The following is a 14,036-nucleotide window of genomic DNA, read 5'->3' as shown; positions in this document are numbered from 1 at the left end:
GGCCATGCAACACAAGCATATCTACGAGGAGAGACTCGCATGAATCAGCTGCAACGACAACAACAACCCACCCGCACCGCACGCCGCCTGTGGCGCGGCGCGCAAGTCGCGCTCGCGAGCGCCGCGTTCGCCATCCTCGCCGCGTGCGGCGGCGGCGACAATGGCTCGTCGCAGCCGAGCGCCGGCGTGAACATGCAGGTCGTGTCGTTCGGCGACAGCCTGTCGGACACCGGCACCTACTCGCCGCAAATCCTGATCGGCTTCGGCGGCGGCCGCTTCACGACGAACCCGGGCCAGGTGTGGACGCAGGACATCGCCACGTATTACGGCGGCACGCTCACGCCCGCGTTCGAAGGCGGTTTCGGCGTGCCGCTGCAAGCGGCGGGCGGCCTGGGCTACGCGCAGGGCGGCTCGCGCGTCACGCAGCAGCCGGGCATCGGCCACGCCGATCCGAGCGTGGCGAATGCCGACTACGCGCAAGCGACGACCGTGCCCGTCGCGACGCAGGTCCAGCAATACCTGCAGCAGCACGGCAGCTTCAACGCGAACCAGATCGTGCTGATCAACGGCGGCGCAAACGACATCTTCTATCAGGTGCAGGTCGCGCAGGCGTCGGGCAACACGCCGGCCGCGCAGCTCGCCGCTGCGCAGCAGATCGGCCTTGCCGCGCAGCAGCTCGCGGGGATCGTCCAGCAGATCGTCGCCGCGGGCGCGACGCACGTGTTCGTGTCGAACGTCCCGGATATCGGCGGCACGCCGCTCGCGGTGTCGACGGGCCAGCAGGCCGCGCTCACGCAGCTTTCGACGGTCTTCAACAGCACGCTCGCCGCGGCGCTGAAGGCGCTCAACGTCGATCCGACGAAGGCCGTGCTGATCGACGCGTTCACGTGGCAGGACGGCATCACCGCGAACTACCAGGCGAACGGCTTCTCGGTGTCGAACTCGGGCACTGCATGCAATCTGCAATCGATGATCGCCGCTGCGACGAAGTCGGGCGTGTCGAACCCGACCGCGTTCGGCTCGTCGCTGTTCTGCTCGCCGCAGATGTACACGGTCGCGAACGCCGACCAAACCTATATGTTCGCCGATACGGTCCACCCGACGACGCATCTGCACGCGCTGTTCGCGCAGTACGTCGAGCAGCAGATCGCGAAGACGGGCGTCGGCAAGTAAGCCGGCGGGCGGCGGGCTCGGGTTCGCCGCGCTCGCGGCTCGCGGCTCGCGGCTCGACGACGATCCGCGCTTCGAACGAAAACGCCCGGTTCGCGTGATGCGAACCGGGCGTTTCTCATCGGAATCGGGTGTTTTTGAATGATTCGGCACTTCGGCGACCACAGCGTAACGAAGCCGCGTGGTTTCCGCCTGTCAACCGCCCGAACGCGCGACGCTCATTCGTGCGCTTCGAACGCGGCCGCCGCGCGGCCGAGCCGATCGTTCACCGCGATCCATTCGACCGTATCCGGCAGCTTCTCGACGAGGATGCGCGCGACCTGCGCGCGATCGAGCGCGCGCAACAGCCCGTAGAGCTCGCGCGCGTAGACCTGCGGATCCTCGGGCGCCGCGACGAAATGCACGCCGTCCGCGTGCGCCCACGCGCCGGCGCGCGACGCGCGCGCGACGAGCGCGACCCGCTCGCCCGCGTCGCGCGCGGCGGACAGGAACCGCTCGAGCCGCTCGAACGGCGCGAGCGCGAGCGGCGTGCGCGGCGCGTAATGCGCCTTCAGCGTGCCGGACGCGCGCGGTGCGGTCGCATCGCCGCCGTCGGGCAGACGCGGCGCAACGCCGAGCACGTCGGCGATCTGCTGCGGCGTCACGCGGCCGGGGCGCAGCAGCGCCGGAAAGCCGCGCGACAGATCGAGGATCGTCGACTCGATTCCGACATCGGACGCGCCGCCGTCGAGCACGTGGACGGAATCGCCGAACTCGTCGCGCACGTGCTGCGCGGTCGTCGGGCTCACGTGGCCGAAGCGGTTCGCGGACGGTGCGGCGACGCCGCCATGCCCGCCGCGGCGCGCGTCGAACGCGCGCAACAGCGCCTGCGCGACCGGATGCGACGGGCAGCGCAGCCCAACCGAGTCCTGCCCGCCGCTCACCGCGTCCGGAATGTGCGCTGCGCGCTTCAAGATCAGCGTGAGCGGGCCCGGCCAGAACGCGTCGATCAGCTTCTTTGCATCGACGGGCAGTTCATCGACCCAATAGCCGGGATCGCTGCCCGGCGCGAGGTGGACGATCACCGGATGGTTCGCCGGACGCCCTTTCGCCGCGTAGATCCGCGCGACGGCGGCCGGGCTCTGCGCATCGCCGCCGAGGCCGTAGACGGTCTCGGTCGGAAACGCGACGAGCTCGCCCGCGTCGAGCAGCGCGGCTGCTTCGTCGATTTGCGCGGCGGTCGGGAACGGTCGATCGTTCGACATCGTGCGTCCCGTCAGTCGAGCGGAATGCGCAGGAGCCGCGCACATGCGGTCGCGCCCGCGACCGCATCGTCGAGCGTCGCCGCGGTGAAGTTCACGTGACCCATCTTGCGGCTGACGCGCGCCTCCTCCTTGCCGTACAGATGCAGCCGCGCGGTCGGCATCGCGGCGACCTGGTCCCACGGCGGCGTGACGGATTCGCTCGACGCGCCGTTCGCGAACCACACGTCGCCGAGCACGTTGAGCATCGCGGCGGGCGAATGCTGGCGCGTGCTGCCGAGCGGCAGCCGTGTCATCGCGCGGACCTGCTGCTCGAACTGGCTCGTCTCGCACGCGTCGACCGTGTAGTGGCCGGAGTTGTGCGGCCGCGGCGCCATTTCGTTCGCGACGAGCGAGCCGTCTTCGAGCACGAAGAACTCGACGCACAGCACGCCGACGTAATCGAGCGAATCGGCAATCCGCACGGCCGCCTGCTGCGCTTCGCGCATGAGCGCGTCGCTCGCCGCAGGCGCGGGCACGACGGTCAGCGACAGAATGCCGCCGTGATGCGTGTTTTGCGCGAGCGGGAATACGGCAGACGCGCCGTTCGCGCCACGCGCGACCAGCGCCGACACCTCGTACTTGAGCGGCAGGCGCTTTTCGAGCACACACGGCACGCCGCCCAGCGACGCATATGCGTCGCGTGCGTCTTGCACGGTCGCGACGCGCACCTGCCCCTTGCCGTCGTAGCCGAGGCGCGCGGTCTTCAGGATGCCGGGCAGCACCGCGGCGAGTTCGGCATCGGCGAGCGCCGCGAGCTGCGCGGCCGATTCGATCGCGACGTGCGGCGCGACGGGCACGCCGGACGCCGCGATGAAGCGCTTCTCGGCGATCCGGTCCTGCGCAATCGCGACGCAGCGGCCGGCGGGCGCGACGAACGTCGATTGCGCGAGGAAGTCGAGGCTCGCGGCGGGCACGTTCTCGAACTCGGTCGACACGGCATCGCACACTTGCGCGAGCTCGGCGAGCGCGGCCTCGTCGTCGTACGCGGCGCGCAGATGCTTGTCGGCGACGGCGCCCGCGGGGCTCGTCGGATCGGGATCGAGCACGGCGACGCGATAGCCCATTGCTTGCGCGGCAAAACAGAACATGCGGCCGAGCTGGCCGCCGCCGACCATGCCGAGCCAGGCGCCCGGCAGGATCGGGGAAATCGGGGTGGGGAGTGCAGTCATGTCTAGGGTCGGTGGCGGCGGGCGGCTGCGCCCGCCGCGGTCAGGACGATCGAGGTCGCCGGCGGCTGCGCGGCGGCCTCACAGCGGCGGCAGCACCATCGCGTGCGCGGCTTCGTTCTGCCGCACGCGGAACGCGGCGAGCCGGTTCGCGTAGTCGGTCGACGTGCCGGACAGGATCGACACCGCGAAAAGCGCCGCGTTCGCCGCGCCGGCCTCGCCGATCGCGAACGTCGCGACGGGCACGCCCTTCGGCATCTGCACGATCGAATGCAGCGAATCGACGCCCTTCAGGTACCTGCTCGCGACCGGCACGCCGAGCACGGGCACCGTCGTCTTCGCGGCCAGCATGCCGGGCAGGTGCGCCGCGCCGCCCGCGCCCGCGATGATCGCGCGCAGGCCGCGCTCGCGCGCCTTCTCCGCGTAGTCGAACATCTCGTCGGGCATCCGGTGCGCGGACACGACCTTGGCCTCGTACGGCACGTCGAACGCCTGCAGGATCGCGACGGCATGCTGCATCACGTCCCAATCGGAACTGGAACCCATCAGCACGCCGACGAGCGGCGCGCTGTGCGTGTGGGCGGTCTGGACTTCGCTCATCGTGCGCTTCCTTGTTTCGGTGAATCGGACGATGGTCAGTCGAGCGTCTTGCCCGTGATGCGCTCGAGCGCTTCCTGGTATTTCGCGCTCGTCTTCGCGATCACGTCGTCGGGCAGCTTCGGCGCGGGCGGCTCCTTGTTCCAGTCCTGCGCCTCGAGCCAGTCGCGGACGAACTGCTTGTCGAACGACGGCGGGTTCGTGCCGACCTGGTACTCGTCGGCCGGCCAGAAGCGCGACGAGTCGGCCGTCAGCGCTTCGTCCATCAGGAACAGCTTGCCGTGCCCGTCGAGGCCGAACTCGAACTTGGTGTCGGCGATGATGATGCCGCGCGTCGCCGCGTAGTCGGCGGCTTCCTTGTACAGCTTGATCGAGATGTCGCGGATCGTCGCGGCAAGCTCGGTGCCGATGCGGCGCTCGGTTTCCTCGAACGAGATGTTCTCGTCGTGATGGCCCATCTCCGCCTTGGCCGCGGGCGTGAAGATCGGCTCGGGGAGCTTCTGCGAGTTCGAGAGGCCGGCCGGCAGCTCGACGCCGCACACCTTGCCCGTCGCCTGGTAGTCTTTCCAGCCGCTGCCCGCGAGATAGCCGCGCACGACCGCCTCGACGAGGATCGGCTCGAGACGCTTGACGACGACGCCGCGCCCCTTCACCTGCTCGACCTCGTCAGCCGCGACGACCGTCTCCGGCGCGACGCCCGTCAGGTGGTTCGGGACGATGTGCGCGAGCTTGTCGAACCAGAAGTTCGCCATCTGATTCAGGACGCGCCCCTTGTTCGGAATCGGCTCGCCCATGATGACGTCGAACGCCGACAGGCGATCGGTCGTGACGATCAGGAGCTTGTCGTTGCCGAGCGCGTAGTTGTCGCGGACCTTGCCGCGACCGAGGAGCGGCAGCGAGCGCAGCGTGGATTCGTAAAGGGTAGACATCGTCTTTTCGCAGAATTAAGAGCCAAACAAAAAGGGAAACGCCGTTCCCGTCGGCACGCGGGAACGGCGGTCTTGCAACCTGCCCGCGGCCGGACGGCGAAGGGCGGCGCCCTCTTCCGTCCGGCCGCGCAGCACCATTTAACGCACCACTTGCGCGAGGTCGCCGGCCTTGTACTTCTCGGCCATCTTGTCGAGCGCAACCGGCTTGATCTTCGCCGCCTGGCCTTCGCAGCCGAACGCCAGATAGCGCGCGACGCAGATCTTCTTCGCCGCTTCGCGCGCGGGCTTCAGGTAATCGCGCGGGTCGAACTTGCCCGGATTCTCGAACATGTAGCGGCGGATCGCGCCCGTGATCGCGAGACGCAGGTCGGTGTCGATGTTGACCTTGCGCACGCCGTGCTTGATGCCTTCCTGGATCTCCTCGACGGGCACGCCGTAGGTTTCCTTCATGTCGCCGCCGAACTCGCGGATTTCCGCGAGCAGGTCCTGCGGCACCGACGACGAACCGTGCATCACGAGGTGCGTGTTCGGGATGCGCGCGTGGATTTCCTTGATCCGCTGGATCGACAGGATGTCGCCCGTCGGCTTCTTCGTGAACTTGTACGCGCCGTGCGACGTGCCGATCGCGATCGCGAGCGCGTCGCACTGCGTGAGCTTGACGAAGTCGGCAGCCTGCTCGGGATCCGTCAGCAATTGCTCGCGGGTCATCGTGCCTTCCGCGCCGTGGCCGTCTTCCTTGTCGCCCTTCATCGTCTCGAGCGAACCGAGCACGCCGAGCTCGGCCTCGACCGTCACGCCGATCGAGTGCGCCATCTCGACGACCTTCTTCGACACGTCGACGTTGTATTCGTACGATGCGACCGTCTTGCCGTCGGCCTGCAGCGAGCCGTCCATCATCACGCTCGTGAAGCCGCTGCGGATCGCAGTCAGACACACCGCCGGCGACTGGCCGTGGTCCTGGTGCATCACGACGGGAATGTGCGGGTACGACTCGACCGCCGCTTCGATCAGGTGGCGCAGGAACGGCTCGCCCGCGTACTTCCGGGCGCCCGCCGACGCCTGCATGATCACGGGCGCGCCGACTTCGTCGGCGGCCGCCATGATCGCCTGCACCTGCTCCAGGTTGTTCACGTTGAATGCGGGCAGGCCGTAGCCGTTTTCCGCCGCGTGATCCAGCAGTTGACGCATTGATACGAGAGGCATTGTGGTACTCCTTGAATGAAAACCTTGCACCCTACGCGGCGTCTTACGGCCCGCCCCGACGGAAGACGGGAGAACCGGCGCGGCCGAGCGTCGAATAGCCGCATTTTATCGCGAAGCGCCCCCGATTCAGACCAAATGGCGGATTCGCTGGCAATTTGTTACGTCTTTCAGACCGCTTTCAAGCAAAAAGCCGCGGGGGCATCCGACCCCACGCGGCTCGTTCCAGGCGCAAGCGGCATGCCCGGCGGGCGTCCCGCAGCCGGCTCGGTATCAGTAATGCTCGCCGACGCGCACGATCTTCAGCGTGTTCGTGCCGCCCGCCTGCCCCATCGGCTCGCCGACCGTCAGCACGACCATGTCGCCATGCGCGACGTAGCCGTGCCGCACGATCAGCTCGAGCGCCTGCTGCAGCGCGGAATCGCGATCGCTGTCGAAGTCGACGTGCAGCGGGGTCACGTTGCGAAAGAGGGCCATCGCGCGCTCGCTGCCGACCCGCGGCGTCAGCGCGAAGATCGGCACGTGCGTGTAGTGGCGCGACATCCAGAGCGCCGTCGCGCCCGATTCGGTCAGCGCGACGATCGCCTTCGCGCCCAGGTGGTACGCGGTGAAGAGCGCGCCCATCGCGATCGACTGGTCGATCCGCGTAAACGTGCGGTCGAGGAAATCCTTGTCGAGCTCGACGTGCTCGGACTTCTCCGCCTCGACGCAGACAGCCGCCATCGCCTCGATCGTGACGGCCGGGTACTTGCCCGTCGCGGTCTCGGCGGACAGCATCACCGCGTCGGTGCCGTCGAGCACCGCGTTCGCGACGTCCGACACCTCCGCGCGGGTCGGCACGGGCGCGTGGATCATCGACTCCATCATCTGCGTCGCGGTGATCACGAGCTTGTTCGATTCGCGCGCCATCCGGATCATCCGCTTCTGCAGGGCGGGCACGGCCGCGTTGCCGACCTCGACGGCCAGGTCGCCGCGCGCGACCATGATGCCGTCCGACGCGTCGAGGATCTCCTGCAGCGCCGGAATCGCCTCCGCGCGCTCGATCTTCGCGATCATCTTCGGCTTGATGCCGTAAGGCGCGCCCGCGATGTTCGCGAGCTGGCGCGCCATCTCCATGTCGGTCGCGTTCTTCGGGAACGACACGGCGACGAGATCCGCGCCGAGCGACATCGCGGTGCGAATGTCCTCCATGTCCTTCGCGGTCAGCGCGGGCGCCGACAGCCCGCCGCCCTGCCGGTTGATCCCCTTGTTGTTCGACAGATCGCCGCCCACCTTGACTGTCGTGTGGATCTCGTCGCCGAGCACGCGGTCGACCTTCAGCACGATGAGGCCGTCGTTCAGGAGCAGCACGTCGCCCGGCTTCAGGTCGCGCGGCAGATCCTTGTAGTCGAGGCCGACCCGCTCGTCGTTGCCGAGCTCGCACGTCGCGTCGAGGATGAACGGCTGGCCGGGCGCGAGCGTCGTCTTGCCCGCCTCGAACTTGCCGACGCGGATCTTCGGTCCCTGCAGGTCCGCCATGATCGCGATTTCCCGGCCGACCCGCCGCGCGGCCTCGCGGACCAGCTCGGCGCGTTCGCGGTGATCGTCGGCGGTGCCATGCGAGAAATTGAGCCGCACGACGTCGAGACCCGCGTGCATCATCTGCAACAGGACCTCCGGCGAGCTGGATGCCGGACCGATCGTGGCGACTATCTTGGTGGCGCGATGCATGAATCTCCTCGTTTGACTGAGTGAAAGCGCTGGATGTACCGCCGCGAGAGCCGAAAGCCGCGCGGCCCAGCCGCCGCCGCTCCGGAACGCGCGCCGGTGCATGCTGCGCCCGGCGTCGCTTTGTCCGCGGACGCCGGCATGGGCAGCCGGCGCCGCGTCGTCGTATCGGGTTCGGCGGGGCCGCTCACGCGGCCCGCCGCGCGAGCGGCCGACTGCCACCGCTGCAGCGCCGGGCGCAATCCGCATGCCCCGCCGCCGTCGCGCGGGCGGCCGGCATGGCCGGCCGCGCTTCGTACTTCATGCCGCGCGCGAAGCGGATGCGACGCGCGCCGCGTCATGCGCTTACGCGCGCGTTTCGAGCACTTCGACGGCGGGCAGCTTCTTGCCCTCGAGGAATTCGAGGAACGCGCCGCCGCCCGTCGAGGTATAGCTGACCTTGTCGTGAATCCCGTACTTCGCGATCGCGGCGAGCGTGTCGCCGCCGCCTGCGATCGAGAACGCGGCCGAGTTCGCGATCGCGTCGGCAAGCGTCTTCGTGCCGTGGCCGAACTGGTCGAATTCGAACACGCCGACCGGGCCGTTCCAGACGATCGTCCCCGCCTTCTCGAGCTGGCCGGCGAGCGCCTTCGCGGTTTCCGGCCCGATGTCGAGGATCATGTCGTCGGCTTCGATATCGGCGACGCTCTTCACGGTGGCCGCGGCCGTCGGCGAGAATTCCTTCGCGACGACGACGTCGGTCGGGATCGGCACCGACGCGCCGAGCTTGCGGGCTTCGTCGATGATCGCCTTCGCCTCGTCGACGAGATCGGCTTCCGCGAGCGACTTGCCGATCGACAGGCCGGCCGCGAGCATGAACGTGTTCGCGATGCCGCCGCCGACGATCAGTTGATCGACCTTCGCCGCGAGCGACTTGAGGATCGTCAGCTTCGTCGACACCTTCGAGCCGGCGACGATCGCGACGAGCGGGCGCTTCGGGTTGCCGAGCGCCTTGCCGAGCGCGTCGAGCTCGGCCGCCAGCAGCGGGCCCGCGCATGCGATGGGCGCGTACTTCGCGATGCCGTGCGTCGTGGCTTCCGCGCGGTGCGCGGTGCCGAATGCGTCGTTCACGTAGACGTCGCAGAGCTTCGCCATCTTCTGCGCAAGCTCGTCCGAATTCTTCTTCTCGCCCTTGTTCACGCGGCAGTTCTCGAGCAGCGCGACCTGGCCCGGCGCGACCGAAACGCCGTTCTCGACCCAGTGCGCGACGAGCGGCACATCGCGGCCGAGCAGCTCGGCCAGTCGCTTCGCGACGGGCGCGAGCGAATCCTCGGGCTTGAACTCGCCTTCCGTCGGGCGGCCAAGGTGCGACGTGACCATCACGGCCGCGCCCGCGTCGAGCGCCGCCTGGATCGCGGGCACCGACGCGCGGATGCGCGTGTCTTCGGTGATGTTGCCGTGATCGTCCTGCGGCACGTTCAGATCGGCGCGGATGAACACACGTTTGCCGGAGAGCTTGCCTTCGGCGATCAGGTCGGTAAGACGCTTTACTTGGCTCATGGGACTGATGAAGGTTGATGAAGGAAAGCGGTACGATGCGCGCGCGGGCTGCCGACCCGGGCGCCTCGCACGGCAAGGCCCGCGCGACGCGCGCGCGAAAAATTCCGGAAGGGGTCATTCTAGCCGATCCGCCCGGCGCGCTACCCCGCGCGGCGGCGAATTCCTGCTATTTGGCGGCGACGTGCGCGGTTGGGTCGCGCCCGCGCGGCGGCCGCGAGACGCGCGGCGGCGTTGCGTCAGAACAGGATCCGCAGCGCGGTGAACACGAGCATCCCGACGACGATCGTGCCGAGCATGCTGCGACGCCACAGGAACCACGCGAGGCCCGCCGCGGCTGCGTAGAAATCGTGGTTCGACAGCGCGAACGAGATGCCCGCGCGCGTCTCGAGCACATCGGGCAGGACGACCGCGACGAGCGCGGCGGCGGGCGCGTAGCGCAGCGAGCGCTGCACGCGCTCGGGCAGCACCGTGCGCTCGCCGCCGACAAGAAAGAACGCGCGCGTGACCGCAGTGACGAGCGTCATCCCGGCAATCGCGAGCCAGATCTGCCAGGCGCTCATTCGATGTCCTCCGAATGCGTCGCGCGGCCCGCCGCGCGGATGCGCCGCCAGTCGGCGCGTTCGACGAACCAGTCGGCGACGCTGCCCGCCGCGAGCGCCGCGCACACCGCGAGCGGCAGCGCGAGCCGGTACGGCAGCTCGAACGCGACGAGCGACACGATCCCGGCGATCGCGACGGCCGCGAGCGTCGAGCGGTTCGAGATCGCGGACACCATGATCGGAATCAGCGCGAGCGTGCCGGCGAGCGCAAGCCCCCAGCTGTCGGGAAACACGCTCGCGAGCGCGATGCCGACGAGCGACGACGCCTGCCAAGCGAACCAGCTCGTGAGCGCCATCCCCCAGAAATAGGCTTCCTTGCCGGGCACGTGGCCCGTCGCGAAGCCCTGCTTCTGGAACAGCAGATAGATCACGTCGCCGTTGAAATAGCCGATCGCGAAGCGCCGCCACAGCGGCAGATACGAGAAATGGGGCGCGAGCCCTGCGCTGAAGATCACGAAGCGCATGTTGACCATCGCGGCCGTGAGCAGAATCGTCCAGACGGGCAGTTTCGCGGCGAAAAGGGGCAGCACCGCGAGCTGCGACGAGCCTGCGTAGACGAGGACCGACATGCCGACCGCCTGCCCCGTCGACAGCAAAGACTTGCTCATCGCGATGCCGGTGACGAGCCCCCACGACAGGATCGCCATCAGCGTCGGGGAAAAGTCGCGGAAGCCCTGGACGAGGGCGAAGCGGTCGGAGGCGGAGAAGCGAGCGAGCATCGGGGAAGCGCCGCGAAGGCGGAAAGCCGGGCCGCTCGCGCGCGTCGCGCGCCGCCGCCCGTTATTTTTCACGCAGGTTGCGCGTCGATTATAGCGCCGGACCCCGCCGTACCGACCGTTGCCCGCACAAAAACGCTAAAATGAGCGTCTTTGCGACGCGGCGCCGTTCCGAGCCGCCGCGCGCTGCTTCTGCGCACCCCGCATCCACTAGGAGAAGACCTATGTCAATGGCCGATCGCGACGGCAAGATTTGGATGGACGGCAAGCTGATCGAATGGCGCGACGCCAAGATCCACGTGCTGACTCACACGCTGCACTACGGCATGGGCGTCTTCGAGGGCGTGCGTGCATACAAGACGGCCGACGGCGGCACGGCGATCTTCCGCCTGAAGGAGCACACGAAGCGCCTGCTGAACTCGGCGAAGATCTTCCAGATGGACGTGCCGTTCGACCAGGAAACGCTCGAGGCGGCGCAGCGCGACGTCGTCCGCGAGAACAAGCTCGAGTCGTGCTACCTGCGCCCGATCATCTGGATCGGCTCGGAGAAGCTCGGCGTGTCGGCGAAGGGCAACACGATCCACGTCGCGATCGCGGCCTGGCCGTGGGGCGCGTACCTCGGCGAGGAAGGCCTCGCGAAGGGCATCCGCGTGAAGACGTCTTCGTTCACCCGCCATCACGTGAACGTGTCGATGGTGCGCGCGAAGGCGTCGGGCTGGTACGTGAACTCGATCCTCGCGAACCAGGAAGCGACGGCCGACGGCTACGACGAGGCGCTCCTCCTCGACGTCGACGGCTACGTGTCCGAAGGCTCCGGCGAGAACTTCTTCCTCGTGAACCGCGGCAAGCTCTACACGCCCGATCTCGCGTCGTGCCTCGACGGCATCACGCGCGACACGGTCATCACGCTCGCGAAAGAAGCCGGCATCGAAGTGATCGAGAAGCGCATCACGCGCGACGAGGTCTACACGGCCGACGAAGCGTTCTTCACCGGCACCGCGGCCGAAGTCACGCCGATCCGCGAGCTCGACAACCGCACGATCGGCAGCGGCGCGCGCGGCCCGATCACCGAGAAGCTGCAGAGCGCGTTCTTCGACGTCGTGAACGGCAAGAGCGCGAAGCACGCGGACTGGCTCACCAAGATTTGAGCGCGCCGCTCGCCATCGCCATAACGAGAAAGCCCCATGAGTGAAATCAAGGAAATGCCGCTCATCGAACTGACGGCCAAGGATCTGCCCGCTTACTGCCCGAACCCCGCGATGCCGCGCTGGAGCGCGCATCCGCGCGTGTTCATCGACGTCTCGCACGGCGAAGCGCGCTGCCCGTACTGCGGCACGCGCTACAAGCTGCGCGAAGGCGAAATCGTCCGCGGCCATCATTGAGCGCGCGGCGGCTGTTCCGCCCGACGCGGCGCGGCCGGTCCGACCGGCACGCGCCGACGCCCCTCCCCCGCAACCCGAGCGCGGCGCGTGAGCGTCGCGCTTCATTACGACATCGGAAATCGACCTGATGCGTCGCGCGTTGGTTATCGCACCGAACTGGATCGGTGACGCATTGATGGCGCAGCCGCTTTTCGCGCTGCTGAAGAAACTGCATCCCCGCATCGTCATCGACGCCGTGGCCCCGACGTGGGTCGCGCCCGCGCTCGAGCGGATGCCCGAGATACACGATGTCCACGCGACCGATCTCGCGCATGGCAAGCTGCAGATGCTGCGCCGCTGGCAGCTCGCGAGCGATCTGCGCGACGTCGGCTACGACGCCGCGTACGTGCTGCCGAACTCGCTGAAGTCCGCGCTGATCCCATGGCTCGCCGGCATTCCGCTGAGGATCGGCTACACGGGCGAGCATCGCTACGCGCTCCTCAACGTGCGCCACGCGAATCCGGGCAAGGCGCGCGACGAGCGCGCGCCGATGGTCCAACATTACGCGACGCTTGCATACGCACCCGGCGCGAAGCTGCCCGAGTCGTTCAAGACGCTGCCGCCACCGCGGCTCGAAGCGGACCTGAACGAGACGGCGCGCGTGTCCGCGCGCTTCAACCTCGATACGCGCAAGCCGCTCGTCGTGTTCTGCCCGGGCGCCGAGTACGGCCCGGCCAAGCGCTGGCCGCCCGAGCACTTCGCGGCGCTCGCGCAGAGCGTGAGTCAGTCTTTTCCCTATACGCAGATCGTCGCGCTCGGCTCGCCGAAGGACGCGACGCCCGCGCAGGCGATCGCCGAGCGCGCGCCGAACGTGCGCAACCTCTGCGGCCAGACTTCGCTCACCGAGGCGTGCGCGCTGATCGCGCGCGCGAACGCGGTCGTCACGAACGATTCCGGGCTGATGCACGTCGCGGCAGCGCTGCGCCGGCCGCTCGTCGCGCTCTACGGGTCGACGGATCCGCGTCATACCCCCCCGCTGTCGGACCTGGCAAAGGTACAATGGCTGCATCTCGAATGCAGTCCCTGCTTCGAACGCGAATGCCCGCTCGGCCACCTGAAGTGCCTGCGCGAGCTGAGCCCGGAGCAGGTGTTCGGCGATTTGCGCGGGATGCTCGTCGGACAGCGCTGACGCCGCGGCCGCAAGGCCGCCCGTCACGCGCCGCGCACCCGCACCCGACTCACCGGTAAGCGGGCGGCCCTGCTCATGCATGGGCCGCCTTGATGAAACGGCGCGCGCCGCGCGCGAGAGATAGACCCGATGCCACGTTTTGCCCGCCTCTTCGAAGCCGCCGCCGATACGCTGAACGCGTACTATCAGGCAGTCGCCGACGCCAACCTCGACGCGCTGATGGTCCTCTGGATCGACGAGGATTTCGCCAGCTGCATCTGGGCAGACGGCTCGCATCTGCACGGCCTCGAGCAGATCAGGAGCGGGTTCGCGCAACGGCTGTCGACCCAGCCCGTCACGATCGAGCCGCTCGACATCCGCGTCTACGACAGCCTCGGCACCGTCGTCTACGCGGTTGCCGAGGCGCACCAGCCGGCCGATCTCACAGCCGAGCCGCAGATGGTGTTCACGACCTACGTGATGATCCACGAGCGCGGCGAATGGCGGATCGCACACATCCACGCGAGCCCGATCCCCGAGCAGACGGCGACTCAGTTCGCCGCCAAGATCCGCCACGCTCAGGGGCCGCTCCACTAAGCAC

The 14,036-nt window shown here is 68.4% G+C and carries 14 protein-coding genes; 5 read left to right on the top strand and 9 right to left on the bottom strand.

Annotated features, from left to right (window positions below):
• The first annotated feature begins 39 nt into the window (after nucleotides 1-39).
• Nucleotides 40-1,173, top strand: coding sequence for an SGNH/GDSL hydrolase family protein (locus WS69_RS26505; protein WP_059473618.1), 1,134 nt, complete (start codon nucleotides 40-42; stop codon nucleotides 1,171-1,173).
• A 215-nt stretch (nucleotides 1,174-1,388) separates the two neighbouring features.
• Here the strand turns inward: WS69_RS26505 and WS69_RS26500 are convergent, their stop codons facing one another.
• The 9 genes from WS69_RS26500 to WS69_RS26460 all read right to left on the bottom strand — a co-directional run bounded on the left by WS69_RS26500 (nucleotide 1,389) and on the right by WS69_RS26460 (nucleotide 10,909).
• Nucleotides 1,389-2,414, bottom strand: a complete 1,026-nt coding sequence (locus WS69_RS26500; RefSeq protein ID WP_059473617.1) for an L-threonylcarbamoyladenylate synthase — start codon at nucleotides 2,412-2,414, stop codon at nucleotides 1,389-1,391.
• A gap of 11 nt (nucleotides 2,415-2,425) precedes the next feature.
• Complete coding sequence (locus tag WS69_RS26495) at nucleotides 2,426-3,622, bottom strand: 5-(carboxyamino)imidazole ribonucleotide synthase (RefSeq protein WP_059473616.1); 1,197 nt, start codon at nucleotides 3,620-3,622, stop codon at nucleotides 2,426-2,428.
• A 78-nt stretch (nucleotides 3,623-3,700) separates the two neighbouring features.
• Nucleotides 3,701-4,219: a 5-(carboxyamino)imidazole ribonucleotide mutase gene (gene purE / locus WS69_RS26490; RefSeq protein WP_059473615.1), complete on the bottom strand. Its 519-nt coding sequence runs from the start codon at nucleotides 4,217-4,219 to the stop codon at nucleotides 3,701-3,703.
• A gap of 35 nt (nucleotides 4,220-4,254) precedes the next feature.
• Entirely contained in the window at nucleotides 4,255-5,145 is an 891-nt protein-coding gene (locus tag WS69_RS26485; RefSeq protein ID WP_059473614.1) for a phosphoribosylaminoimidazolesuccinocarboxamide synthase, read from the bottom strand.
• A gap of 138 nt (nucleotides 5,146-5,283) precedes the next feature.
• Nucleotides 5,284-6,348, bottom strand: a complete 1,065-nt coding sequence (gene fba, locus WS69_RS26480; protein ID WP_059473613.1) for a class II fructose-bisphosphate aldolase — start codon at nucleotides 6,346-6,348, stop codon at nucleotides 5,284-5,286.
• A gap of 270 nt (nucleotides 6,349-6,618) precedes the next feature.
• Nucleotides 6,619-8,055 carry a pyruvate kinase gene (gene pyk, locus WS69_RS26475; RefSeq protein ID WP_059473612.1) on the bottom strand — a complete coding sequence of 479 codons (1,437 nt, stop codon included), beginning with the start codon at nucleotides 8,053-8,055 and terminating at the stop codon, nucleotides 6,619-6,621.
• Between the two features lie 342 nt (nucleotides 8,056-8,397).
• The gene (locus WS69_RS26470) at nucleotides 8,398-9,591 is read right to left on the bottom strand and encodes a phosphoglycerate kinase (RefSeq protein WP_059473611.1); all 1,194 of its coding nucleotides are present in this window, start codon (nucleotides 9,589-9,591) and stop codon (nucleotides 8,398-8,400) included.
• Nucleotides 9,592-9,827: 236 nt separating this feature from the next.
• A complete protein-coding gene (locus WS69_RS26465; protein WP_059473610.1) occupies nucleotides 9,828-10,151 on the bottom strand; it encodes an AzlD domain-containing protein in 324 nt (107 codons plus the stop codon).
• Nucleotides 10,148-10,909 (bottom strand): AzlC family ABC transporter permease, encoded by a 762-nt coding sequence (locus WS69_RS26460; protein ID WP_059473609.1) that lies wholly within the window; start codon nucleotides 10,907-10,909, stop codon nucleotides 10,148-10,150. Before WS69_RS26460 ends, WS69_RS26465 begins: the two co-directional genes overlap by 4 nt.
• A 221-nt stretch (nucleotides 10,910-11,130) precedes the next feature.
• Here WS69_RS26460 and WS69_RS26455 point away from each other — a divergent pair, with 221 nt between their 5' ends.
• From WS69_RS26455 to WS69_RS26440, 4 genes are all read left to right on the top strand, one after another.
• Complete coding sequence (locus WS69_RS26455) at nucleotides 11,131-12,054, top strand: branched-chain amino acid transaminase (protein ID WP_009892780.1); 924 nt, start codon at nucleotides 11,131-11,133, stop codon at nucleotides 12,052-12,054.
• 36 nt (nucleotides 12,055-12,090) lie between these two features.
• Nucleotides 12,091-12,288, top strand: a complete 198-nt coding sequence (locus tag WS69_RS26450) for a zinc-finger domain-containing protein (protein WP_010101891.1) — start codon at nucleotides 12,091-12,093, stop codon at nucleotides 12,286-12,288.
• Between the two features lie 127 nt (nucleotides 12,289-12,415).
• Entirely contained in the window at nucleotides 12,416-13,456 is a 1,041-nt protein-coding gene (waaF, locus tag WS69_RS26445) for a lipopolysaccharide heptosyltransferase II (RefSeq protein WP_059473608.1), read from the top strand.
• A 129-nt stretch (nucleotides 13,457-13,585) separates the two neighbouring features.
• On the top strand, nucleotides 13,586-14,032 hold the full coding sequence (locus WS69_RS26440) for a nuclear transport factor 2 family protein (RefSeq protein ID WP_059473607.1): 447 nt from the start codon (nucleotides 13,586-13,588) through the stop codon (nucleotides 14,030-14,032).
• Nucleotides 14,033-14,036: the final 4 nt, after the last annotated feature.

Origin of the sequence: Burkholderia sp. BDU5 (genome assembly GCF_001522845.1) — a bacterium.
Taxonomy (GTDB): Bacteria; Pseudomonadota; Gammaproteobacteria; order Burkholderiales; family Burkholderiaceae; genus Burkholderia; species Burkholderia mayonis.
The sequence above is the reverse complement of the archived record's forward strand: the minus strand, read 5'-3'. Positions and strand labels throughout refer to the sequence as shown.

Excerpts from the sequence above, each read along its gene's own strand:
- WS69_RS26505 (WP_059473618.1), top strand. The coding sequence starts at position 40 with ATGAATCAGCTGCAACGACAACAACAACCCACCCGCACCGCACGCCGC.
- WS69_RS26500 (WP_059473617.1), bottom strand. The coding sequence starts at position 2,414 with ATGTCGAACGATCGACCGTTCCCGACCGCCGCGCAAATCGACGAAGCA.
- WS69_RS26495 (WP_059473616.1), bottom strand. The coding sequence starts at position 3,622 with ATGACTGCACTCCCCACCCCGATTTCCCCGATCCTGCCGGGCGCCTGG.
- purE (WP_059473615.1), bottom strand. The coding sequence starts at position 4,219 with ATGAGCGAAGTCCAGACCGCCCACACGCACAGCGCGCCGCTCGTCGGC.
- WS69_RS26485 (WP_059473614.1), bottom strand. The coding sequence starts at position 5,145 with ATGTCTACCCTTTACGAATCCACGCTGCGCTCGCTGCCGCTCCTCGGT.
- fba (WP_059473613.1), bottom strand. The coding sequence starts at position 6,348 with ATGCCTCTCGTATCAATGCGTCAACTGCTGGATCACGCGGCGGAAAAC.
- pyk (WP_059473612.1), bottom strand. The coding sequence starts at position 8,055 with ATGCATCGCGCCACCAAGATAGTCGCCACGATCGGTCCGGCATCCAGC.
- WS69_RS26470 (WP_059473611.1), bottom strand. The coding sequence starts at position 9,591 with ATGAGCCAAGTAAAGCGTCTTACCGACCTGATCGCCGAAGGCAAGCTC.
- WS69_RS26465 (WP_059473610.1), bottom strand. The coding sequence starts at position 10,151 with ATGAGCGCCTGGCAGATCTGGCTCGCGATTGCCGGGATGACGCTCGTC.
- WS69_RS26460 (WP_059473609.1), bottom strand. The coding sequence starts at position 10,909 with ATGCTCGCTCGCTTCTCCGCCTCCGACCGCTTCGCCCTCGTCCAGGGC.
- WS69_RS26455 (WP_009892780.1), top strand. The coding sequence starts at position 11,131 with ATGTCAATGGCCGATCGCGACGGCAAGATTTGGATGGACGGCAAGCTG.
- WS69_RS26450 (WP_010101891.1), top strand. The coding sequence starts at position 12,091 with ATGAGTGAAATCAAGGAAATGCCGCTCATCGAACTGACGGCCAAGGAT.
- waaF (WP_059473608.1), top strand. The coding sequence starts at position 12,416 with ATGCGTCGCGCGTTGGTTATCGCACCGAACTGGATCGGTGACGCATTG.
- WS69_RS26440 (WP_059473607.1), top strand. The coding sequence starts at position 13,586 with ATGCCACGTTTTGCCCGCCTCTTCGAAGCCGCCGCCGATACGCTGAAC.